The following is a 21,577-nucleotide window of genomic DNA, read 5'->3' on the forward strand; positions in this document are numbered from 1 at the left end:
CATGAGTCAGACGGAGGTCAATGTTGTGTAGAAAGTTGATCTCGGGTGGTCACCCGGTTGAGCGTGGCCCAGGCCCAGACCAGGAATGTCCACAGTGCCAGCCCGGCGGCAGCGTCGGTGAAAATCGTCGCGAACCAGAAGGCGGGAATCTGCGGGACGCCGGTCAGGAAGTGACCGAGCGTGACCATCCCGGCCAGCGAGTAGACCAAGAGGAACGCCAACGCCCGGTGGTACCGGCCCTGCGTGTACGCGCGGTAGCCGAGCCAGCCGAACGACGTCAGCAGCACCCAGACGACGGCGACGGTGCTGCCGCCGACGAGCGGGGAGACGCCCTGGAGCTGCGGGTAGTCCGCGTACCGGAGGGTGTTGTGCGTGTAGTGGATCGCCGTGCTGAGCAGCGAGAAGCCGAGGATCACCCGAAGTGGCAGCAGTCCCTTGTCCATCACGGGCCCCCGATTTGATAGATCGCTCTAGCGACGGTAGCGCCCGCCGGTCGTGCGTGGCAAGCCGGGTGCTGACCCGGCTTGCCACGCACGAGGGGTCAGGCGAAGTCGATGCGGTGCTGCGCGACCGGGTAGCCGGCCTTCGCGAAGGCCTTGGCCATCGGGACGTTGCCGACGTCGGTGCCCGCGACGATCCGGTCCGCGCCGTACGCGACGAGGTCGTGCGTGGCCTCGACCAGCAGGTCGTAGGCGTACCCGTGGCCCCGCTGCTCCGGCACTACGGCGACGTAGCCCACCACCGGGTCGTAGACGTTGCGGGTCGGCAGGGTCAGGCCGACCAGCTCGCCTTCGGGTGTGTACGCCAGCCGCCACCACTCTCGCGGCCCCGGCATCCACTTCATGATGTCGAGGTCCTCCTGCGCGGCCGCGTCGATGCCGCGCTCCTCGACGGTCTTCCGGACGTGGGCGTCGAGGCTGCCGGCGTGCACGCGCTTGAAGACCTCGAGGACGACGTCGTCGTCCGGCTCGGGCCGGAACTCGAGCCGGCCGGGCTTCTCCGGCAGGCCGTTCTCCGGCGTCCAGCGGAAGCGGTAGCGCTCGACGAGCTTCCGGTAGCCCGCCTTCTCGGCCGCTTCGGCCCGGCCGTTCACTTCGCGTGCGACGTCCGGATCGTCCCGCCAGGCCGGGGGCGTGTGCAGCGCGTACTCCGCGCGCAGTGGCGCGGTCTTCAGCAGCTCGACGGCGGCGTCGAAGTCGGTGAAGTCGAACCAGTCGAGGGCGACCGGATCTTCGTCGCCGGCCTTGGCCCACCAGGCGGCGCGGGCCACGACGACGCCTTCGCGCAGCGCGACCCAGGTGCGCCCAGGCGGGTACTCGCCCCTCTTCGCCATCTCGGCGAAGTCGTCGCCGAGCAGCTTGCGGCCGACGAGACCGCGGTCGGGCAGGGAGGTGAACAGTGCTTCTTCGCCCGCTTCGAGCGGGCGGATGACCAGTTCGGTCACGGTGGTCCTTCCAGGAGTACGCGCCCCCGGTCAGACAGCCGGCACCCTCGCTGCGAGGTGGGAGCGCGTGATCGGTTGCGTGATCATCGGTCCCACCTCCTTTCGCTGTTCAAGGTGCCGTCACGAGACCTTAGGGGACGTGCCCGCGGTGCTCAACGGATTTTCTGGAGCACCACGCGCGTGCTCAGCCGCGGCTCGGCGTAGGAGTGCGATGCCTCCAGGACGTACTCGCCCGCGATGTGCCGCCAGCCCTCGCTCCAGACCTCGGCCGCTCGCGGGGGGACGGCGATGTCGGCCTCCACGGCTTCGCCGGGCCGGGCTTCGACGCTCGCGAACCCGGCCAGCCAGCGGTGGGGCCGGTCGCCGCGTTCGGTCGGGACCAGGTAGAGCTGGATGACTTCGCGCCCCTTGCGCGTGCCCGTGTTGCGGATGCGCACCCGGACGCGCGCGCCGCCTTCCTCGTCCGGGTAGGCGTCGAGTTCTTCGTACTTCCAGGTCGTGTAGCCCTGGCCGTGGCCGAACCAGTACGCGGGTTGCCGGTCAGTGCGGGCCCAAGCGCCGTAGCCGATGTACACGCCTTCGCCGTACTCGAGCGCGCCGCCTTCCGGCGTCACGTCGGTGACCGGCGCGTCTTCGAGCTTCGCCGGCCAGGTCGTCGGCAGGCGGCCGCCGGGCTCTTCGCGGCCGAAGAGGACGTCGGCGAGGGCGTCGCCGCCGGCCTGGCCGGGGAACCAGGTGAGCAGCACCGCGGCGACGTCCTCGCGCCACGGCATCTCCACCGGGGAGCCGGCGTTGACCACCACGACGGTGTTGCGGTTCGCTTCGGCGACGCGCGCGACGAGTTCGTCCTGGCGGCCGGGCAGGGCGAGGGAAGTCCGGTCGAAGCCTTCGCTTTCGACCTCGGCGGTCGTCCCGACCACGACGACGGCGACCTCCGACTTCGCCGCCAGTGCCACGGCTTCGTCCAGGCTCGCGTCCGGGTCGAGCACCGGGCCGCGGTGGCCGAGCGCGAAGGTGACCCAGGCGAAGGTGCCCCGGGCGAACTCCGCCATCTCCGACGGGATCCAGTAGGTCAGGCTGACGTCGACCGGCTCGCCCGCGGCCAGCTCGATCTCCCGCCGCTGCTCGTGGACCTGCATGACGGACGTGAAGATGTCCCCGCCCTCGGGCAGGTTCACGCCGTCGAAGAGGGTCTGGCCGGCGACGGTGAGGCGCAGGTCGCCGGGACCGGTGATGCCGAAGGTGTGCGTGCCACTGGTTTCCGGGAGGAACGAGCCGGCGATCTCGACCGAGGCGAGCGTGCCGACGTCGAGGCCGGCCGGCAGTTCGCCGATCCAGTCGATCCTGGCTTGGCGCAAGGAGAATTCCGCCAGTTCGGTGCCGTCGGCGGCGCGGGCCGTCGCACGGAGCCCGAAATTGTCGGTGGCGGCCGGTAACGTCGTTCGCGGATCGGCACCGGGGGCGTAAGCGAGCTCGGTGCCCGGGGGAACGGCCGCTTTCAGGCCGTCGAGAGGGGATATGACATGGTCGGGGAACACGGTGGCACTGCCACCACCGAGGATCTTCGGGTCCGCGGCGAGCGCGCCGATGAGCGCGATGCTCTGCGGCTCCTGCAGGGGCAGCAGGCCGGTTTCGTTGCGCAGCAGCACGAACGACCGGTGCGCGACCTCGCGCGCGACCGCGTCGCCGTCCACATCGGACTCCTCCGGCGCGGGGCCGTCGCCGAGCGCGCCGGTCCGGTGGGCGAGCAGGAGCACGCGGCGCGCCATGGCGTCGACCACGGCTTCGTCGACTTCGCCGCCGCGAACGGCTTCGGCGAGCCGGTCGCCGAACACCGTACGGGGGCCGGGCATGGCCACGTCGAGGCCGCCGTTGGCGGAGGCGACGGTGTCGCGCGCGGCCAGCCAGTCGGAGACGACGAACCCGTCGAAGCCCCATTCGTCGCGCAGCACGCCGTTCACCAGCTCGGCGTGCTGGGTCATCGTGACGCCGTTGACGCTGTTGTAGGCGGCCATGATCCCCCACGGCTTCGCGCGCCGGACGATGAGCTCGAACGGCGCGAGGTAGAGCTCGCGCAGCGCGCGTTCGCCGACGCGCACGTCGACGGTGAAGCGTTCGGTCTCGAAGTCGTTGGCGACGAAGTGCTTGACCGTGACGGCGACCCCGCCGTCCTGCACGCCGGTGACGTAGCCGGCACCGATCATCCCGGTGAGGAGGGGGTCTTCGGAGTAGCACTCGAAGTGCCGGCCGCCCAGCGGCGAGCGGTGGAGGTTGACCGTCGGGGCGAGCAGCACGTGCACGCCCTTGCGCCGCGCTTCCTGCGCGAGCAGGCGGCCGGCTTCGACCGCCAGGCGCGGGTCCCAGCTCGCGGCGAGCGCGGTCGGGCTGGGCAGGGTCACCGAGGGGTCGTCCGGGCTCCAGTGCGTTCCGCGGACGCCGACCGGGCCGTCGGAGAGCACCAGCGAAGCGAGCCCGATCCGCGGCAGCGCGGGAAGGGACCAGACGTCCTGGCCGGCGAGCAGGCTCGCCTTGGCGTCCAGGTCGAGTTCGGCCAGCAGCGCGTCGACGTCGAAGCTCATGCCCATCCTCCGCGATCGGTCCTGCCGACACCCTACCTGGCGATGAGTAGTGAACGTTATATTTCCGTGACACTTTCTGCCGTAGGCTCGGGATCATGACCCGGGCCAGAGGCGCCGACCGCCGAGCCGGCATCGTCCGAGCGGCGTTCGAGGTGATCGCCGAGCGCGGCTACCGAGGCACGTCCTTGGCCGCGGTGGCCGAGCGCGTCGGGCTCACGCAGCAGGGGCTGATGCACTACTTCCCCACCAAGGAAGACCTGCTGACGGCGGTGCTGGAGACCCGCGACGAGTGGGACCTGCTGCACTTCGGCCACGCCCCGGCGGGCGACCCGTCGTCGATGACGGTCAACCAGCTGGCGGACCTGGTCGACTACAACGCCACCCGCCCGGGCATCGTACAGACGTACACGGTGCTTTCGGCGGACAGCGTCACGGAAGACCACCCGGCCCGGAAGTACTTCCAGGACCGCTACACCCGGGTCCGCGCGGGCATGACGCAGATGCTGGAGCGCCACCGCGACGAGCTGCCACCGGGAACGACACCGGAGCAGCTGGCCCCGCTGGCGATCGCGATCCTCGACGGCCTGCAGCTGCAGTGGCTCCTGGACCCGGCGGAGGTCGACATGCCGGCCGGGTTCCGCACGTTACTGAGCCTGCTCGGCGTGAAGCCGGACTGAAGGCTCAGCGGGTCGCGCCGGGGCCGGCCAGCACGTCGATGTCGTTGGCGTGCATCGGCTCGCCGCAGTGGGCGCAGCGCAGGTCGACGCTGCTGATTTCGCCGCACGCGTGGTGGCGGTAGAGCACCGGCGGCCCCGGCTCGCCCGCCAGCCACTTGTCGCCCCAGCGGGTCATCACCATCAGCATGTCGACCAGCTCGGTGCCCTTCTCGGTCAGGACGTACTCGTAGCGCGGCCGTCGGTCGTACGGGCGGCGCTCGAGGACCTGCTGCTCGACCAGGTGGTTCAGCCGCTCGGTGAGCACCTTGCGCGAGATGCCCAGGTCCGCCTGCAGCTGCTCGAACCGGCTGAACCCGGCCCACACGTCCCGCAGGATCAGCGGCGACCAGGGTTCGCCGATGACGTCGAGCGTGCGCGCGATCGAGCACGCGGCCAGTTCGCTGAAGTTCGTGCGCTGCATGAGTCGAGTTTAGCACTCGGGGTTCCCTTAAGAAACTTTAGCTGCTACGGTTCCAGAGTCTCCTGAAGGAACTCAGAAGGGAATGCCACGATGAGCAAGGTCTTCAGCGCCCACGCCGTGTCGGTCGACGGCTACATCACCGGCCGCGGCGCCCGCCCCGGCCAGGGGCTCGGCGACGGCGGCACGCTCTTCGACTGGTACTCCGACGGGGACACCCGGAGCCAGGTCTTCGACTTCTTCCAGCTCAGCGAGCCGAGCGCCCGCGTCTTCGACTCCCTCGCCGGCCGGGTGGGCGCGATCGTGGCGGGGCGCAACACCTACGAAGACTCGGAACACTTCGGCGGCGGCAGCCCGCACCCGAACGCCCCGCTCTTCCTGGTCAGCCACCGGCCCGCGGCGGAGCTGACCGAGCGGCAGACACTCGTCGGCAACGTCGAAGACGCGATCGCGGCGGCCCGCGAGGCGGCCGGCGGCAAGGACGTCGGCCTGATGGGCGGCGGCGTGCTGACCTCGGCACTGCGGGCGGGCCTGGTCGACGAAATCGTCCTCCACCAGGTTCCGGTCCTGCTCGGCGGTGGCCGGTCATTCTTCCAGGAGCTGCCTTCGCACGTGCGGTTGAACCTGGTGGAGGCCGTGGCCGCGCCCAGTGTCACCCACCTCCACTACTCCGTCGCCTGAACCCCTACCCAGCAAGGAGCTCGCCATGCTCGACGCCGACGTCCGCAACATCCTCGCCACCACCGCGATCGGTCACCTCGCCACGGTCCTGCCCGACGGCGCGCCCCACTCGGTGCCGGTCTGGGTCGACCCGGAAGGCGACCGCATCGCCATCCTGACCGGCCCGGACTCGCGCAAGGCCCGCAACCTGCGCCGCGACCCGCGCGTCGCGCTCTCGCTGACCCCGCCGGACAACCCGTTCGAGCCGGTGATCATCCGCGGCCGGGTCGCCGAGTGGCTCGAGGGCGACGCCGCCTGGGAGATCGTGGACCGGATCGCGACCAAGTACCTCGGTCGCCCGTACCCGCGGGAGCAGCAGCGGGTGGTGGCGCTGATCGAGGTCGAGCGGCAGAGCGTGGGAATGGGCTGACGAATCGGGCTGCGGGGAGGCAACGCTCACCGCAACCGCGGCTGGGCCACCACGCCGCGCAGCCGCCGGAGCGTGCGCAGCGTCGTCTCCAGCTCCTCCAGCGGCACCTCGGCCGCCACGTCCTCGGCCCACGCGACCTGCGCCGCGCCCAGTTCCCGCATCGCCGCGCGCGCCCGCCGCGTCAGCGACAACAGCGGCGCCCGCGCGTCGGCGGGGTTCGGCAGGCGGTCCAGCATTCCGTTGCGCAGCAAACGGTTCACCGTCTCCTGCACGCTCTGGCGGCGCAGCCCGCGGCGGCGCGCCACTTCGGCGGCGGTCGCCGGGCCGTCCTCGAGGAAGCCGAGGACCTGCCACTGCGCCGCGGTCAGCCCGACCGGCTCGGTCAGCGCGTCGCCCGCGGCGAGGAAACCGCCGTTGCACGCGAAGACGGCGTCGATCACGCGGGTGAACGTCTCGGCTCGTGGCGACCGCATGCGTGCTAGTCTCGCACATCGACAGGTACCTGTCGAAATGGAGACGACCATGGACATGCCCCGCCTCGGCCCGGCGCACGACGCGCTGAAGGCGTTCGTCGGCGACTGGACCGGCACCGAGGAGCTCGCCGCCTCGCCGTGGGCGCCGGCCTCGACGGCGTCCGCCGACTGCGAATACCGGTTGGCCCTCAACGGTTTCGCCGTGGTCCAGCACTACCGGCAGCGCCGCGAAGACGGGTCGGAATTCCTCGGCCACAACGTCTTCACCGCCGATCCGGTCACCGGCGAGACGCTCTGGTACGGCTTCGACAGCTACGGCTACCCGCCCGAGTCGCCCGCTCGCGGCGGCTGGACCGGCGCGACGCTGACCCTGGAGAAGGTGACCGCGCGCGGGGTGGCGCGGCACCGGCTCACCCCGGACGGCGGGACGCTGACGCACGAGATCGACGTCCGGATGGGTGAAAACCCGGCGTACAGCCCGTTTTTGCGCGCGCGGTACACCCGGAAGGGCCAGTAGCGGGCCAGAAACTGTCGGACCCCCGGAGTACAGATGGAGGCGTGACCAGAACCGCCGACCCGCCCCCGCTGATCGGGGTCGAGAACATGAAGATGCCCGAGTGGGCCCGCGTCGACGAACGCGTGGCCGCCGCGGGCTTCGGCCAGGCCGTGCGCGCGCTGCCCACGGCGATCTCGGTCGTGCTGCGGCTGGCGTGGCGCACGTCGCCGCGGCTGACGCTGCTGGCTGCCGTCGTGCACGTCGTCTCCGGCTGCGTCACGGCGTTCGGGCTGCTCGCCACCGCGAACGTCTTCACGGCGCTGCTCGAACAAGGCCCGACGCCGGAACGGGTGCTGCAGTCGCTGCCGGCGATCGCGGTCGTCACCGGGTCGTACGCGGCGCGCGCACTGCTGGATGCGGCCGTCGCCGCGGTGGAAGGCGCGCTGCGGCCACGGGTCACCGCGGCGGCGGACGACGCGGTGACGGCCGCGGTGGTGCGCGTCGGGCTGATCGCGTTCGAGGACGCGGACTTCCGGGAGCTGGCCCGGCAGGGTGCGCGGTACGGGGTGCACGCCATCGAAACGAGCCTGCGGCGGCTGGCCGAGCTGACGTCGTCGGTGATCTCGCTGGCGGCGGCGATGATCACGGCCGGGCTGCTCAACCCGTGGCTGGCCCCGGTGCTGCTGCTCGCCGCGGCGGCCGACGGCTGGGCTGCCGCCCGCGTCGCGAAGCTGAACTACCGGCACTTCCTCGACACCGTCGGGCGCAACATCCGCAAGTCGGTCGTCGAAGAGGTCGCCACCTGGCGCTCGATGGCCCTCGAACGGCACGCCCTGACGCTGCAGGAGCCGTTGCTCGGCGAGTACCGGCGGATTTCGCGCAGCCTCACGCAGGAGGAGATCCGGCTGGCGCACCGGAGCAACCTGGTGCGCACCAGCGGGCGCGCGGCGGCGGGCTTCGGCACAGCGGTGGCGTACCTGGTGCTCGGCTGGCTGCTCTACACGGGCTCGATGGAGCTGGCGCTGGCCGGCACGGCGGTGCTGGCGATGCGCACGGCGTCCACGGCGTTGTCCAACACCATGCGGGCGGTCAACTCGCTGTACGAAGACTCCTTCTACATCGGCTTCTACCACCAGCTGCTCGCGGAGTCCCGGAAGCGGCAGCCGCCACCGACGTCGGTGGCGGCGCCCGCCGACCCGGCCGAGATCCGGCTGGAGGGCGTCACGTTCACCTACCCGGGCCGGGACAGCCCGGCGCTGCGGGACGTCTCGCTGACGATCCGGCGCGGCGAGGTGGTCGCGCTGGTCGGTGAAAACGGCTCGGGCAAGACCACCCTCGGCAAGCTGCTCACCGGGCTGTACCCGCCGGACGAGGGCACGGTCCGCTGGGACGAGGTCGACCTCGCGCACGCCGATCCGGCGTCGGTGCACGCGAACATCGCGGTGATCGCACAGGAGCCGGCGGAGTGGCCGATGACGGCGGCGAACAACATCACGGTCGGCCGCCTCGGCCGGCCCGACCCGGATCGGCAGGCGTGGCGCGAAGCCGTCGACTACTCGGGCGCGGACGAGGTGATCGGTTCCCTGCCCGCTGGGGAGGACACGGTCTTGTCGAAGAAGTTCGACGAGGGCCACGACCTGTCCGGCGGCCAGTGGCAACGGATGGGCATCGCCCGCGGCATCTACCGCGACGCCGCGGTCCTGGTGGCCGACGAGCCGACGGCGGCGCTCGACGCCCGCGCCGAAGCCCGCGTGTTCGCCGGGCTGCAGCACGCGAGCCGCTCGGGCCGCGGCCGCCGCACGACGGTCCTGGTGACGCACCGGCTGGCCAACATCCGCTCGGCCGACCGCATCCTGGTGCTGGAGAAGGGAAGACTGATCGAGGAAGGCACCCACGACGACCTGATCCGCGCGGGCGGCGTCTACCACGAGCTGTACGAGATCCAGGCCCGCGCCTACCGCAACGAAGCCCCCTGACCGGTCGCCCACCCGGCCAGCCCACGAACCCAGCCAGCCGGCCGGCGTACCGAGAAGGTCGGCCTGCGTACTCAACCGGTCGGCCAACGCACCCAGAGGGTCGGCCGCGCCCCTCGAGGGATCGGCCAGCGCACCCAACCAGCCGACCAACGCACCCGGAAGGTCGGCCGCACCCCTCCCGGGGTGGGCCAGCGCACCCAACCAGCCTGCCGGTGCACCCGGAAGGTCGGCCACGCCCCTCGCGGGGTCGGCCGGCGCGCTCAACCGGTCGGCCGGCGTACCTGGGAGGTCGGCCGCGCCCTCGCGGGTCGGCCCGAGCACAGGCGGTCGGCTCGCCCGGCCGACCTTCCGAGTACGCGAACCGACCCTCCAGGTACGTGGACCGACCCTCCAGGTACGCGAGTTCGCCTGCCCGGGGGTTCACGCCACTCGCGTGACTGGGCGCGGAACTCGCGTGATCAGGGGCGGATCTCGCGTGTCTGGAGGGGCATCTTGCGTGATTGGGCGGGCATCTCGCGGGGCCGGCGGGGCGGCACGGCTCAGGTGGCGAGGGTCAGTGAGCCGAGGTGGGAGAAGTGGGCGGCGATGCGGGAGCCTCGGCGGACGGGGACCGCGTCCGTCATGCCGCCGGTCAGGACCAGCCAGCCCGGCTCCAAAGCCAAGCCCCGGGCCGAAAGGGCGTTCGCCGCCAAGGCGAGGGCCTCCGCAGGGTGGCCTTGGACCGCCGCTCCCGTGGCCGTGTCGACTATCTGGCCGTCCACCTCCAGCAGGGCCGCCTCCAGCGACAAATCCAGCGAAGCAGGCGGGAGCCCCACCGGGCCGACGCTGAAGTACGCCGACGATCCGTTGTCCGCGATCGCGTCCGGCAGCGTGAACCGGTAGTCCGCGTACCGGCTGTCGATGACCTCGATGCCGCCGTACACGCGGTCGACCGCGGCCAGCGCCGTTGCCGCCGTCACGCCCGGGCCCGCCAAGCGGCGGCCCAGCACGAACACCAGCTCCGGCTCCGCGCGCGGGTGGATCAGCGAGGGCACCGGCACGCCCGCCGGCAGCACCATCGCGTCGGTCAGCCAGGCCAGCAGCGGCGCGTCGATGCCCATCCGCTCCTGCTTGGCCCGGGACGTCAGGCCCAGCTTCACCCCGATCACCGTCTCGCCGCGGGCCCGGCGCTGCCGCAAGGCCTCGTCCTGGATCGCGTACGCCGTGTCGACGTCGAGGTCCGGCCAGTCGGCCGAGAGCGGCGCGCGCTCCGAAACCGTCCCCAGCAGCGCAGCGGCCGCCTCACGCACGTTCACGATTCCTCCGGAGAAGACGCAGGAGCGAAGACCGCCGTGACGCTGCCGATCCCGGCGATCGTGGTGACGATCGTGTCGCCGGGCGACACCGGGATCGCCCGGGTCATCGACCCCGGCAGCACGACGTGGCCGGGTTCCAGGGTGACGCCCAGCGGCCCCACCGTGTTCGCCAGCCACACCAGCGAATTCAACGGCGAGCCGAGCACCGCGCCGCCCGCGCCCGTCGCGGCCACCGAACCGTTCTGGTACAGCACACACCCCGCGAGCCGCAGGTCCGCGGCCGAAAGCGACGTCGGGCTGCTGCCCAGCACCACGCCACCCGAGGAAGCGTTGTCCGCGATCGTGTCGAACAGGGAGATCTTCCAGTCCTGGATGCGGGAGTCGACGATCTCCAGCGACGGCAGCACGAAGTCGACCGCGCGGACCGCGTCGGCGACCGTCACACCAGGGCCGCGCAGGGCCGAGCCGAGCACGAACGCGATCTCCGGCTCGATCCGCGGCTGCAGGAACGCCGACGTCGGGATCGGCTGGTGCTCCAGGTGGAACATGCTGCCGGTGAGGTGCCCGTAGTCGGGCTGGTCGACACCCATCTGCCGCTGCATCGCCGCCGACGCGAGGCCGACCTTGTGCCCGCGGACGGCGTCGCCGCCCTCGACCCACTGCCGCACCTGCTCCTGCTGGATCCGGTAGGCGTCCTCGACGCCCGCGTCCGGGTACGTCTTGATCAGCGGCTCGATCGGCTCGCGCGTGGCATAAGCCCGCGCCAGCACCGACGCGGCCTCCTGCACCTTGGTGACATCCACCTCCGGGACTCTGCCGTGCGCGGCGACCGCACACAAGCGAAGATGTTCCGCCCAACGGAACTCTCGCCAAGCAACCTCTTGCGCGCGAGATAAATCCGGCGTAGCGTGGAGTGCACCACCAGGAAGGGACGTGAGGGACATGGCACCGACCCCCGCCGAGGTCACCAAGCTCGCCGAAGCCCGCGAGGCGCTGCGCGAGCGCCACCTGCGCCCGGCCGCCGAACGCCCGGCGACGAACGGCCGCGGCATCCACCACACCGCGCTGATCTCCAGCGACGTCGAGCGGACCATCGAGTTCTACCAGGACATCCTCGGCTTCCCGCTCACCGAGCTGATCGAGAACCGCGACTACCCCGGCTCCAGCCACTTCTTCTTCGACGTCGGCAACGGCAACGCGGTCGCCTTCTTCGACCTGCCCGGCCTGGACCTCGGCCCGTACGCGGAAGTCCTCGGTGGACTGCACCACCTGGCGCTGTCGGTGCCGCCCGAACGGTGGAGCGCCATCAAGGACAAGCTCGACGAAGCCGGCGTGAAGTACCTGCTGGAGAGCAAGACCTCGATCTACCTGTCCGATCCGGACGGTGCCCGGGTCGAGCTGATCTCCGACCCGCTCGGCGAGATGTACGGCGAGAAGATCGGCTGAAAGCGTGGTCCGGGCGTCGCGCGCCAATTAGCCTGTGCGCGACGCATGGAGGTCCGATGTCCGACTGGTCGCTCTCCCGCGCGAAGGCGCGGCTCGATCACCGCGAGCTGCTCGACGAACTCACCGCGCGCACCCGGTTCGAGGTACGGCTGCACCTGAACGAGCCGAACACGAACGGCGCCTACGACGAGCTCACGAGCATCTTCGCGATCGGGCACGGCGAGTGCGCCGCCCTCCTCGCGCACCACCGGCTGCTGCCGTGGTGGGAGCGCGCGCTGCTGTTCCGCTATGCGCGGCGCATGCACGGCAAGGCGATCACCCGCAGTGTCGGCGCGGTGCCCGCCGAGGTGGCACCGCAGGCGGCCCGCGCCTTCGGCGCCGAAATCGCCGAGCTGGCCCCCGGCTCCGGGGACACCGGCGCGAAGTACGACCTGCAGGGCCGCGGCCTGTTGACGGTGTTCCGGATCGCCGTCGGCGCCAAGGGCGCGATCTGGCCCGACCGCCACGAGGTCACGACGACGTCCGCCCGCAACATCCTGACCTGCGCCGCGACCTTCGCCCACCGGAAGCCGTGGCACGTCCTCTGGCCGGTCTACCGCGTGCGCGGCCTGCGGCTCTGGAAGCTTTGACCCGCGCGAAACGTTCAACCGGTATGACTCCAGAGGAAATCCTCGCCGGCGCGAAGACCGTCGCCGTCGTGGGCCTGAGCCGCGACCCGGCCAAGGCCGCGCACGGCGTCCCGGCGGTCCTGCAGGCCCACGGCTTCCGGATCATCCCGGTGCACCCGACCGCGACCGAGTTGCTCGGCGAAAAGGTGTACCGGTCGCTGAAGGACATCCCGGAGCCGGTGGACCTCGTCGACGTCTTCCGGCCGTCGCCCGAAGCGCCGGGCATCGCCCGGGACGCCGTCGAGATCGGCGCCAAGGCGCTGTGGCTGCAGCAGGGCATCGTCTCCGCCGAAGCGCGCCGCATCGCCGAAGAAGGCGGGCTCGAGTACGTCGAGAACCGCTGCACCGCCGTCGTCCGCGCGACCGCCTCGATCACGAAGAACTAGCTCCGAAGTGGACGATCCGGTGGTTGCCCGGCTCGGCGACCCAGACGCCGCCCGCGCCGTCGTCGGCCACGTCCCGCGGTGAGCTGATCGGCTCGGCCGTGTCGGCCAGCGCGGCGCCCGTGCGCGTGTCGAACCGGGCGATGCGCCCGGTGTCGTCGACCAGCAGCCGCCCGGCGTCGTCCAGCGCGACCGCGCGGGGCCGGGTGAGGCCGTCGAACTCGCGCACGAACGCGCCCTGCCACGAAAACTGCACCACACGGCGGTTGCCGGTGTCGGCGACGTAGACGTTGCCCGCCGCGTCGACCGCCACCCCTTCCGGCGCCTTGAGCCGCCCGGCCAGGACGCGCACGAGCGCGCCGTCGCGGGTGAACGCCTGGACCCGGTCGTTGCCGGTGTCGGCCACCCACACCCGCCCGCGCGCGTCGACGGCGATCCCGGACGGCGCGCGGAACTGCCCGGGCCCGGCGCCGGGTCCGCCGAAGGCCCGCGGGAGCGCCGCGACTTCACTGCTGGTCACGGCATCAGGATCACCGGCCGCGAGCCACGGCGGCCAGCGCCCGGACGAGTGTTCAGCGACTGTTCCGCCTCCGCTCACCAGCTCCAGCGGGAGCACGTCCGCCGGTCGAGGAAGCTGTACGCGGGCAGCGGGCCGACCCAGTCGGCCTGGACGCCGCCGTCGCGCGCGAGCCCGGCGACGGTGTCCCGGACGACGAGCAGGTCGCCCAGCCCGACCAGGAACGCCCACCGCTCGTCGGCGCTCTCGCCGGCCGGCAGCGCCACGGAGTCGCGGGCCCGTTCGGCGACCCGGGACAGCAGGACGTCCGAGCGGGCCGCCCGCCACGCCGACCCGGGTTCGGTGAACCGCAGGCAGACGTGCACCTCGGCCAGGCCGTCGAGCCGGTCGAGGTCGGCGCGGTAGGTGTCGGCGGCCGGGGCGAGCACCTCGGTGCGGACGGTGTCTTCGTCCTCGGCCACGGTGCCGAACCGGACCGGCAGCACCGGGCCGCCTTCGACCAGCGCGGACACCACCGCCAGGTGCGCGGCCGGGTCGGGCTCGGGGTCACCCACGACCATCGCCAGGTCTTCCCAGCACACCGTCCGCGGCGCTCGCGGGTGCCCGGCCCGCACGACGCCGTAGAGCTGCAGCGTCACTTCTGTTCGACGGGGATGGCGGGCTCCACCGGGACGGCGACGGCTGGTGTCGGTGGCGGGGGCGGGATCAGCCCGACGGTCTGGTCGAGCCCGATGGAGACCTGCCCGGGGTTGGGCTGCTGCGCCTGCGCGTTCACCCGCTGCATCGCTTCGAGGTAGCGGATGTAGGTGTCGACGCTGGCGATCACGACCCTGGCCTCGATCGACAGCAGTTCGATCCCGATCAGGGACACCTTCACCGTGGCGTCGATGACGAGTCCCTTGTCCAGCAGGACGTTGAGGGTGTCGGTGAGGGTGCCACCGGTCTGTCCCGGTCTGGTCACTTCACTCCTTCGGTCGCGGGGATTTCGGCAGGGATTTCGGCTGGGATGTCGTCGAGGGCGGCGCGGATCTCGGCGAACCGCAGCTCCAGCGCGATGAGGGCCTGGCCGAGCGCTTCGACCTGGTCCGGCGTGAGGGTGCCGGCGTCGAGCCGCCGCAGCGCCTGCCGCTCGAGCACCTCCTTGAGGACGTCGAGCACGGTGACGACCAGGTGGCCGAGCCCGCGGCCGGCGTCGGCGGCGATCCGCTCGGTCATCCGGGCGTCCCTTCGATCCCGAGCAGCAGCAGCCGGAGATCGAGCCGCACGAGGTCGATGCCGGCGAGGGAGATGATCACGTCGCCGGTGACGACGGCGCCGCGGTGCACGACCCGGTCGAGCAGATCGACGATGGCCTCGGCGGCGTTGGTGCCGGACGGTGTGAAGACCTCGGCGAGCAGGTCGTCGCGGCGCGGCGCGCCGGCACTCGCGAGGAGATCGTCGACCGCGGGCACCCGCAGATCCGCGTCAGCCATTCGCCGCCGCTCCGAGCTCGAGGTCGGTGAACGAATACGGCGGCCACGGCCCCGACGTCTCCACCGTGGCCCCGGCCGCGCTCAGCTCGCGGGCGAACCACTCGACCTCCGCGTGGAACGTCGCTTCGCGGCCCGTCTCCACCAGGTACGCCGTGTTCATCAGCACCCCGTGCGGCCGTGCGCGCTCCACGCTGTCCGCCGCCTGCCGCCGCAGCGCCTCCTGGAGCCGGCCGGCCGAGCCGGCCACGTCTTCGCGCGCCTGCTGGATCGCCTTCAGCCGTTCACGCCGGCGCACCAGGTACTGCGTCCCGGTCAGGCCCGCCGCGTCCGGCCGGGTGGTCGCCGCCGGCTCGGTGTGCCGCACCCGGACGCCCCACTCACGGTGCCCGGCCACCTCGTCGAGGCAGTCGAGCGCCTGGTCGTAGCCCGCTTCCAGGAGCCGGCGGGCGGCGTCCTCGCCGTCGAGGACCGTGCCGAACCGCAGCGGCAGCACCGGCTCGCTGCGGAACACCGCGCGCACCACGGCGTCGTGCTCGCGGGCCAGCTCGGCGAGCGTGCCGTCGACCGGGTCGAGCGTGTCGATGCGGTCGAAGCGGGCCGGTGCCACCTCGGCCACGACCACGCCGAGGTCGCGGTAGCCGATCAGCCGCGGCACCGGGCCGATGTCCAACGCGGCCGGACGGTTGCGGGTGATCGCGTACGCGCACAGCCAGTTTCCGGTGCTCACCGGGGTTCTTCCCTCCCGCCCGGCACGGGCAGCCGGGCCTCCAGTTCGGCGACGCGGGCCGCCAGATCGGTCGTCCCCAGTTCCGCTCGCGCGGCATTCGGGGAGAAGAACGGGTCGTTCGTCCACCAGTCCATGCCCATTTCCCGGGCGGTCTGCGCGGACGCGATGAACAGCCGGATCCGCAGGGTCAGCAATTCGACATTTACAACGCTGACGCCGATGTCACCGGCGATGACGACGCCCTTGTCGAGCACGCGTTCCAGAATGTCCGCCAACGAATCGGACGAAGCGGCCAATCTGTCGACCTTCCTTTCAGGAATCAGTGGCTCCCCGGGTGAACCGGCGCAGCCGCTCACACGCGCCGAGCTCGCCGTCGGCGTCGATGTCCACCCGGTAGGTGGCCATCACGCTGGTGGAGTCCGGAATCCGCGCGAGCTCGACGACGTCGACGAGCACGGACCAGCCCCCGTCGCCGCGGCTCCGGATCCCGGTCACCGCGTGCGGGGTCAGCCCGGTCACCATGCCGAACTGAGCCGTCGCCGCCTGAATGGCGTCGACGGCACGGAGCCGGGAAACGGATTTCCCGGCGGCATCCGGAGTATTTTCGTTTTGGGCATGCAACGGCACTGGCGATTCCGTCATCGCTTTCCTCGTCGCGGGTGGGTGCCCCACGGTAGCAACACGCAGGATCACGCGCAGCGCAGTCGGGGACGGCATTTTTCACCGGTTCGCGGCAACAATTAGGCGGTCCGCGGCAACCGGCGGCGGCAAACGGCGCAGCGGGCGGACGCCCAGCGGCACCAATTTCCGGAAAACGCCTGCGTTGGTTACGATCGAGTAACGTCCACCAGGCGGTAGCCCACGCCGCGGACCGTCTCGATGGTGTGGGTGCCGAACGGTGCGTCGATCTTGCGCCGCAGATAGCCGATGTAGACCTCGACGACGTTCTCGTCGCCGTCGTAGTGCGCGTCCCAGACGTGGCTCAGTATCTCGTTCTTCGACAGCGCCGTCCCCGCCCGCCGCAGCAGGAACTCCAGCAACCCGAACTCCCGCGCGGTGAGCTCGATCCGCTTCTGTCCCCTGTGGACGGTACGGGCCGAGGGGTCGAGCCGCAGGTCGCCCGCCTCCAGCACGGCCGGCCGGGCCGGGGCGCCGCGGCGCAGCAACGCGCGCAGCCGGGCGATGAGCACGACGAAGGAGAACGGCTTGGACAGGTAGTCGTCGGCGCCGAGGTCGAACGCGTCGGCTTCGTCGTACTCGCCGTCCTTGGCCGTCAGCATCAGCACCGGCGTCCAGTTCTCCGCCGCCCGCAGGCGTTTGAGCACCTCGTAGCCGGACAGCTCGGGCAGCATGATGTCGAGCACCACGACGTCGTAGGCGTGCTCGGTCGCCCGCCAGAGGCCCTCGCGACCGGTGTGCGCCACGTCGGCGGTGAAGCCCTCGGCCACCAGGCCCCGCCGCAGCGTCTCCGCGAACTCGCGCTCGTCCTCCACGATCAGCAGGCGCACTACTCCTCGTCCTCCCTCGGCAGTTCGATCACCGGCAGCTCGATCACGAACCGCGCGCCCGGCTCGTCCGACTCGGCGTAGCACGCCCGGCCGCCGTGGCGCGCCGCGATGCCGGCCACGATCGGCAGGCCCAGCCCGGTGCCACCGTGCCCGCGCTGCCGCGACGCGTCGAGCCGGACGAACCGCTCGAAGATCCGTTCCCGGTCGGCGGGCCCGACGCCGGGGCCGTCGTCGCTCACCTCGACGACGGCCAGGTCACCGCGCACCGCGCTGCTGACCCGGATGCGCGAGCGCGCGTGCCCGCGCGCGTTGTCGACCAGGTTGCGCACGGCCCGCCGCAGCTGGGCCTCGCTGCCGTGCACCTTCGCCGGCCCGGCGCGGACCTCGACCTCCACCGTGCCCTCGCCGCGCAGCCGCTCGGCCTCGGCGCGGACGATGTCGTCGAGGTCGACCTCGGTGCGCTGCGGCCGGTCGGTCGCGTCGTCGGTGCGGGCCAGCATGAGCAGGTCGTCCACGAGTTCGCGCAGCCGCGCGGTTTCCCGGCCGATCACCGGCACCAGGTCCCCGGTGCTCTCCGGGTGCCGCCCGGAGACGTCGAGCGCGGTGCTGATCGTCGACAGCGGGGAGCGCAGTTCGTGGCTGGCGTCCGCGACGAACCGGCGTTGCGCGGCCTGCGCCGAGGCGAGCCTGGCCAGCATTTCGTTGAGCGTCACGGCGAGGCGGTGCACCTCGTCGCCGCCCGGCGGCAGCGGTACGCGCGCGGCGAGGTCGCGCGTCGAGATCTCCGCGACGGTCCGGCGCATCCGCTCGACCGGCCGCAGCGCCGAGCCGACCGCGCGGTACACCGCGAGCCCGGCGATCGCCAGCAGCGGCACGGCGATGAGCCCGAGCAGCAGCGTCAACCGGGTCGACGCCTCCGTGACCGGTTCCAGCGAGCGCGCGGAAATCACGGTGAACGGCCCGCCCGGGCCGTTCACCTCCTGGGAGACGACGCGGTAGTCGTCGTTGTCGCCGTTCAGCCCGAGCGGCAGGGTTTCGACGATCTCGTGCCCGACGGCCGGGCGGGCCGCGGTCAGCGGCGGGTGCCCGACGATCGCCGGGTCGCTCGCGATCGGCGTCCCCCGCGCGTCGAGCACCTGCGTGACGGCCTCGGTGTCACCGGTGCTGGCGACGTCGCTCGCGCTCAGGTCGCGCGCGCCCTCGCGGACGAGCTGGATCGCGACCTGCCGCCCGGTGCTGCGGGCACTCTCGGTGACGCTGCGGTCGAGCGATTCCTCCAGCAGCAGCACCACGACCACACCGCCGACGGCGATGGCCAGCGCGAGCGCGAACACCGCCACCGCGGTGGCGCGCATCCGGACGCCGGTCGCGGCGATCACGTTGCCCAATCTCACCAACGCAGCGTAACCACGAACGACCACCGCGCGCGGACGGACCAGTGCCGGGGCGTTCGCCGCCACCGGGTCACGCGCCCCGGCGGCGGCGCGGCACGGCGAGCCGCTCCTCGCGCAGGCGCTCGACCTCGGGCAGGCGCAACGGGCCGAGCGGGTGCCCGATCGTCCAGGCCAGCAGCAGGTCGGCCAGCGCGGGGTTGCGGGCGAGCGCCGGGCCGTGCAGGTAGGTGCCGACGACCCGGTCGGTCACCGCGCCCTCGGTGCCGTCGCCGTTGCCGGTGCCGCGCACGACCCGCCCGAGCGGCTCGCTGTCGGCGCCGAGCTTGCTGACGCCCAGGTGGTTTTCGAAGCCGGTCAGCGCTTCCCCGGCCAGGAGCCGGGACGGCGTCGCGACCAGCTCGGCGACCGCGCGCTGTTCGCCGGGTTCGGTGGTCACATCGAGCAGGCCGAGCCCGTCGTGGTCGACGCCGTCGAGGCCGCGGAAGCGGGTGCCGAGCACCTGCAGTCCGGCGCACACGCCGAAGACGACCGCACCGGCCGCGACCGCCCGCCGCAGGCCCGGGTACTTGCGCAGGTGCGCGGCGGCCAGCACCTGGGCGCCGTCCTCACCGCCGCCGAGCAGGTAAAGATCCAAAGTGGACGGAACCGGTTCGCCGAGTCCGACCGGGACGACCTCGGCGTCGAACCCGCGCCACTGCAACCGCTTCCCGAGCACCTGGGCGTTGCCGGTGTCGCCGTAGGTGCCGAGCACCTCCGGCAGCAAGAGTCCGATGTGGATGGTCGAGTCAGTCACCCGGCAGCCTGCCCACCAGGTCGCGGAACGCCGTGTAGTTGGCGACCAGCTCGACGGCGCCGGGCGGGAGCGCGTCGATCGCGGCGACCGGGTCCGGCTCGGCCCAGTGCGCGACTTCGGCGTAGCAGAGCCGGACGGACAGGTCGGCGCCGCGCTCGCCGGTGACGACCACCTGGCGCCCGCGGAGCCGCTCGAAGTGCACGTCCCACAGCCAGGACAGGTCCCGGCCGTCCGCCTCCTGGGCGTTGACCGCGACGACGACCGGGGTGTCCTCGTCCAGCACGCGCAGCGTTTCCACCCAGCCGGCCGGGTTCTTCGCCAGCATCAGCCGCACGGAGTGCCGCGACCGGCGGATCGTCCGGTAGCGGCCGCCGATGTCGGTGATGGTCCGCAGCCGGGCCGCGGCGGTGTGCGGCGGCACGCCGAGCCGGTGCGCCGCGGCGAGCGCGAGGGCGGCGTTCGCCCGGTTGACCTCGCCGGGCAGCCGCAGGTCGAGGTCGACCTGGCGGCCGCCCGGGGTGACGACGAGTTCGCCGTCGAGCGTCCAGCCGGGCTCCGGCCGGGCGAGCCCGCACCCGCAGCTCCAGTGCCGCTCGTGGGTTTCGACACGGCCTTCGCAGCGCGGGCACGCCGTCGAGTCGCCCGTCCAGCGGCGGCCCGTGCTCACCCACACGAGCTTCGCGGCCACGCTCGCCGCCGACGCCACCAGCACGTCGTCGCAGTTCGCGACGACCACCGTGCCGGGCAGGTCCGCGATGGCGGCCCGCAGGTCGCGTTCGGTGGCGCGGACCTCGCCGACCCGGTCCAGCTGGTCGCGGCTCAGGTTGAGCAGCACCAGGACGGCGGGCCGGACCTGGTCGGCCACCCACGGCACGTAGGTCTCGTCGACCTCGAGCACCGCGTAGGGCGCTTCCGGGCGGGCGGTCAACGCGGCGAGGACGCCGTCGGGCATGTTCGCGCCGTCGCTGTTGGCGGCGACCTCGGCCAGCGTTTCCAGCGCGCGGGTGAGCATCAGTGACGTCGTGGTCTTGCCGTTGGTGCCGGTGACGAGCACGACGGTGCGTTCGCGGCCGAGGCGGCGCAGGGCCGCCGGATCGAGGGCCAGCGTGACGCGGCCGCCGATCATGCCACCGCGGCCGAGCCCCGAGCTGCGCGACAGCCAGGCGGTCAGCCGCCCGGCGGCCACGGACGCGCGGGTGCGGAGGGGGCTTCGGACGGACACCTCCCGGAGGGTGCCCGCCGGGCGCTGTGAGTTTCCTGAGTCCGTGGCGCGGGTCTCTAAAGCGTGACGACGACCTTGCCGTGGACGTGCCGCGCGGCCTGCAGCGCGACGGCGTCACGGATCTGCTCGACGGGGAAGACGGCGGCGACGGGCACGGTGAGCCGGCCGGCGGCGATCTCGCCGGCGACCCTTTCGACGGCGCCGGGCTCGGCGTCGATGCCGCCGGTGGCGCGCACGCCGCCGGGCGGGTTGGGGCCGGCGGCGATCGTGGCGATCCGCTCGGGCGGGACACCGAGCGCCAAGGCAGCCTCGGCCGTCTCCGTGCCGAAGAGGTCGATGGCTGCCGTGATCTCCGGTACCCGGGCGGCCAGGCCGGGGCCGTAGGCGACGGGTTCGGCGCCCAGCTTGCGCAGGAACGGGAAGGTGCTCTCGGAGGCGGTGCCGAGCACGGTGGCGCCGGCGAGCTTGGCGAGCTGGACGGCGAAGATGCCGACGCCACCGGCGGCCCCGCCGACGAGAACGGTGTCCTCGGCCCTGAGGTCGATCGCGGCCAGCGCGGCGGCCGCGGAGGACGCGGCGACCGGGAGGGTGCTCGCAACCTCGTCGGAGATGCCGTCCGGGGTGGGGAAGAGTTGGTCTTCGGCACGGACGACCACGAAGTCGGCGACGGCCCGGCCGAGCGCGCCACCGTAGACCCGGGCGCCGAGGGCGTGTTTCGCGCCCGGACCGGCTTCGTCGACCACGCCGGCGAAGTCGTACCCGAACCCGGCGGGAAGGCTGATCCCGAACCGCGCGGCGGCCTCGGGGCGCCGGGCGATGCCCCAGTCCATCGGGTTCAGCCCGGCAGCGGTGACACGCACCCGCACTTCACCCGGGCCGGCGTGCGGTTCGGGGACTTCGCGCAGTTCGAGCACTTCGGGGCCACCGAACTTCTCGTAGACAACGGCTCGGCTCATGGGG

The 21,577-nt window shown here is 72.3% G+C and carries 28 protein-coding genes; 8 read left to right on the plus strand and 20 right to left on the minus strand.

All coding sequences use genetic code 11. The features are described 5' to 3' along the window. Positions 1-17 precede the first annotated feature (17 nt). The 3 genes from ACWED2_RS26205 to ACWED2_RS26215 form a co-directional block, all read right to left on the minus strand. Positions 18-443 (minus strand): hypothetical protein, encoded by a 426-nt coding sequence (locus tag ACWED2_RS26205; protein WP_449693133.1) that lies wholly within the window; start codon positions 441-443, stop codon positions 18-20. A gap of 98 nt (positions 444-541) precedes the next feature. Beyond that, positions 542-1,444: a GNAT family N-acetyltransferase gene (locus ACWED2_RS26210; RefSeq protein WP_449693134.1), complete on the minus strand. Its 903-nt coding sequence runs from the start codon at positions 1,442-1,444 to the stop codon at positions 542-544. 152 nt (positions 1,445-1,596) lie between these two features. Beyond that, entirely contained in the window at positions 1,597-4,023 is a 2,427-nt protein-coding gene (locus ACWED2_RS26215) for a beta-glucosidase H (RefSeq protein ID WP_449693135.1), read from the minus strand. Between the two features lie 95 nt (positions 4,024-4,118). Between ACWED2_RS26215 and ACWED2_RS26220 the strand changes: the two genes are divergently transcribed. Next, positions 4,119-4,700, plus strand: coding sequence for a TetR/AcrR family transcriptional regulator (locus ACWED2_RS26220; RefSeq protein WP_449693136.1), 582 nt, complete (start codon positions 4,119-4,121; stop codon positions 4,698-4,700). A gap of 4 nt (positions 4,701-4,704) precedes the next feature. On the opposite strand, the gene ACWED2_RS26225 is transcribed toward ACWED2_RS26220, so the two are convergent. Beyond that, a complete protein-coding gene (locus ACWED2_RS26225; RefSeq protein WP_449693137.1) occupies positions 4,705-5,160 on the minus strand; it encodes a winged helix-turn-helix transcriptional regulator in 456 nt (151 codons plus the stop codon). Between the two features lie 90 nt (positions 5,161-5,250). On the opposite strand from ACWED2_RS26225, the gene ACWED2_RS26230 reads away from it, so the two are divergent. Then, positions 5,251-5,838, plus strand: coding sequence for a dihydrofolate reductase family protein (locus ACWED2_RS26230; RefSeq protein WP_449693138.1), 588 nt, complete (start codon positions 5,251-5,253; stop codon positions 5,836-5,838). A 25-nt stretch (positions 5,839-5,863) separates the two neighbouring features. Further along, a complete protein-coding gene (locus ACWED2_RS26235; RefSeq protein WP_449693139.1) occupies positions 5,864-6,247 on the plus strand; it encodes a PPOX class F420-dependent oxidoreductase in 384 nt (127 codons plus the stop codon). A gap of 26 nt (positions 6,248-6,273) precedes the next feature. Here the strand turns inward: ACWED2_RS26235 and ACWED2_RS26240 are convergent, their stop codons facing one another. Further along, positions 6,274-6,720, minus strand: coding sequence for a MarR family winged helix-turn-helix transcriptional regulator (locus ACWED2_RS26240; RefSeq protein WP_449693140.1), 447 nt, complete (start codon positions 6,718-6,720; stop codon positions 6,274-6,276). A gap of 49 nt (positions 6,721-6,769) precedes the next feature. Here ACWED2_RS26240 and ACWED2_RS26245 point away from each other — a divergent pair, with 49 nt between their 5' ends. Continuing rightward, positions 6,770-7,237 carry a DUF1579 family protein gene (locus tag ACWED2_RS26245; RefSeq protein WP_449693141.1) on the plus strand — a complete coding sequence of 156 codons (468 nt, stop codon included), beginning with the start codon at positions 6,770-6,772 and terminating at the stop codon, positions 7,235-7,237. Between the two features lie 41 nt (positions 7,238-7,278). Further along, positions 7,279-9,192: an ABC transporter ATP-binding protein gene (locus ACWED2_RS26250; RefSeq protein WP_449693142.1), complete on the plus strand. Its 1,914-nt coding sequence runs from the start codon at positions 7,279-7,281 to the stop codon at positions 9,190-9,192. A gap of 539 nt (positions 9,193-9,731) precedes the next feature. Here ACWED2_RS26250 and ACWED2_RS26255 read toward each other — a convergent pair. Both ACWED2_RS26255 and ACWED2_RS26260 read right to left on the minus strand, forming a co-directional pair. Then, positions 9,732-10,487, minus strand: a complete 756-nt coding sequence (locus ACWED2_RS26255) for a 2-keto-4-pentenoate hydratase (protein ID WP_449693143.1) — start codon at positions 10,485-10,487, stop codon at positions 9,732-9,734. Further along, positions 10,484-11,290: a 2-keto-4-pentenoate hydratase gene (locus ACWED2_RS26260; RefSeq protein ID WP_449693144.1), complete on the minus strand. Its 807-nt coding sequence runs from the start codon at positions 11,288-11,290 to the stop codon at positions 10,484-10,486. The genes ACWED2_RS26255 and ACWED2_RS26260 overlap by 4 nt, the downstream gene beginning before the upstream one ends. A 139-nt stretch (positions 11,291-11,429) precedes the next feature. Here ACWED2_RS26260 and ACWED2_RS26265 point away from each other — a divergent pair, with 139 nt between their 5' ends. From ACWED2_RS26265 to ACWED2_RS26275, 3 genes are read left to right on the plus strand one after another with little or no spacing between them, the layout of a single operon-like run. Continuing rightward, a complete protein-coding gene (locus ACWED2_RS26265; protein ID WP_449693145.1) occupies positions 11,430-11,933 on the plus strand; it encodes a VOC family protein in 504 nt (167 codons plus the stop codon). Between the two features lie 56 nt (positions 11,934-11,989). Beyond that, positions 11,990-12,562: a hypothetical protein gene (locus tag ACWED2_RS26270; protein ID WP_449693146.1), complete on the plus strand. Its 573-nt coding sequence runs from the start codon at positions 11,990-11,992 to the stop codon at positions 12,560-12,562. A 23-nt stretch (positions 12,563-12,585) separates the two neighbouring features. After that, positions 12,586-12,987 carry a CoA-binding protein gene (locus tag ACWED2_RS26275; RefSeq protein ID WP_449693147.1) on the plus strand — a complete coding sequence of 134 codons (402 nt, stop codon included), beginning with the start codon at positions 12,586-12,588 and terminating at the stop codon, positions 12,985-12,987. On the opposite strand, the gene ACWED2_RS26280 is transcribed toward ACWED2_RS26275, so the two are convergent. The 13 genes from ACWED2_RS26280 to ACWED2_RS26340 all read right to left on the minus strand — a co-directional run bounded on the left by ACWED2_RS26280 (position 12,974) and on the right by ACWED2_RS26340 (position 21,573). After that, positions 12,974-13,504 carry an NHL repeat-containing protein gene (locus ACWED2_RS26280; RefSeq protein ID WP_449693148.1) on the minus strand — a complete coding sequence of 177 codons (531 nt, stop codon included), beginning with the start codon at positions 13,502-13,504 and terminating at the stop codon, positions 12,974-12,976. The two genes, ACWED2_RS26275 and ACWED2_RS26280, sit on opposite strands and share 14 nt — an antisense overlap. Positions 13,505-13,578: 74 nt before the next feature. Next, positions 13,579-14,139, minus strand: coding sequence for a GvpL/GvpF family gas vesicle protein (locus ACWED2_RS26285; RefSeq protein WP_449693149.1), 561 nt, complete (start codon positions 14,137-14,139; stop codon positions 13,579-13,581). Next, positions 14,136-14,462: a gas vesicle protein GvpJ gene (gene gvpJ, locus ACWED2_RS26290; RefSeq protein ID WP_449693150.1), complete on the minus strand. Its 327-nt coding sequence runs from the start codon at positions 14,460-14,462 to the stop codon at positions 14,136-14,138. The genes ACWED2_RS26285 and gvpJ (ACWED2_RS26290) overlap by 4 nt, the downstream gene beginning before the upstream one ends. Beyond that, positions 14,459-14,716 carry a gas vesicle protein K gene (locus ACWED2_RS26295; protein WP_449693151.1) on the minus strand — a complete coding sequence of 86 codons (258 nt, stop codon included), beginning with the start codon at positions 14,714-14,716 and terminating at the stop codon, positions 14,459-14,461. The genes gvpJ (ACWED2_RS26290) and ACWED2_RS26295 overlap by 4 nt, the downstream gene beginning before the upstream one ends. Further along, positions 14,713-14,973 carry a gas vesicle protein GvpJ gene (gene gvpJ, locus ACWED2_RS26300; RefSeq protein ID WP_449693152.1) on the minus strand — a complete coding sequence of 87 codons (261 nt, stop codon included), beginning with the start codon at positions 14,971-14,973 and terminating at the stop codon, positions 14,713-14,715. The genes ACWED2_RS26295 and gvpJ (ACWED2_RS26300) overlap by 4 nt, the downstream gene beginning before the upstream one ends. Then, positions 14,966-15,700 carry a GvpL/GvpF family gas vesicle protein gene (locus ACWED2_RS26305; RefSeq protein WP_449693153.1) on the minus strand — a complete coding sequence of 245 codons (735 nt, stop codon included), beginning with the start codon at positions 15,698-15,700 and terminating at the stop codon, positions 14,966-14,968. The genes gvpJ (ACWED2_RS26300) and ACWED2_RS26305 overlap by 8 nt, the downstream gene beginning before the upstream one ends. Then, positions 15,697-15,996, minus strand: coding sequence for a gas vesicle protein (locus tag ACWED2_RS26310; RefSeq protein ID WP_410613906.1), 300 nt, complete (start codon positions 15,994-15,996; stop codon positions 15,697-15,699). The genes ACWED2_RS26305 and ACWED2_RS26310 overlap by 4 nt, the downstream gene beginning before the upstream one ends. A 16-nt stretch (positions 15,997-16,012) precedes the next feature. After that, entirely contained in the window at positions 16,013-16,342 is a 330-nt protein-coding gene (locus ACWED2_RS26315) for a gas vesicle protein GvpO (protein ID WP_449693154.1), read from the minus strand. Between the two features lie 185 nt (positions 16,343-16,527). Further along, on the minus strand, positions 16,528-17,208 hold the full coding sequence (locus ACWED2_RS26320) for a response regulator transcription factor (RefSeq protein ID WP_354824604.1): 681 nt from the start codon (positions 17,206-17,208) through the stop codon (positions 16,528-16,530). Continuing rightward, entirely contained in the window at positions 17,208-18,602 is a 1,395-nt protein-coding gene (locus ACWED2_RS26325; RefSeq protein WP_449693155.1) for a sensor histidine kinase, read from the minus strand. Before ACWED2_RS26325 ends, ACWED2_RS26320 begins: the two co-directional genes overlap by 1 nt. Before the next feature lie 70 nt (positions 18,603-18,672). Further along, positions 18,673-19,395, minus strand: coding sequence for a type 1 glutamine amidotransferase (locus ACWED2_RS26330; protein ID WP_449693156.1), 723 nt, complete (start codon positions 19,393-19,395; stop codon positions 18,673-18,675). Continuing rightward, complete coding sequence (locus tag ACWED2_RS26335) at positions 19,388-20,581, minus strand: MurT ligase domain-containing protein (protein WP_449693253.1); 1,194 nt, start codon at positions 20,579-20,581, stop codon at positions 19,388-19,390. Before ACWED2_RS26335 ends, ACWED2_RS26330 begins: the two co-directional genes overlap by 8 nt. Positions 20,582-20,673: 92 nt before the next feature. Continuing rightward, the gene (locus ACWED2_RS26340; protein WP_449693157.1) at positions 20,674-21,573 is read right to left on the minus strand and encodes an NADP-dependent oxidoreductase; all 900 of its coding nucleotides are present in this window, start codon (positions 21,571-21,573) and stop codon (positions 20,674-20,676) included. Positions 21,574-21,577: the final 4 nt, after the last annotated feature.

The organism is Amycolatopsis sp. NPDC005003 (assembly GCF_053600695.1).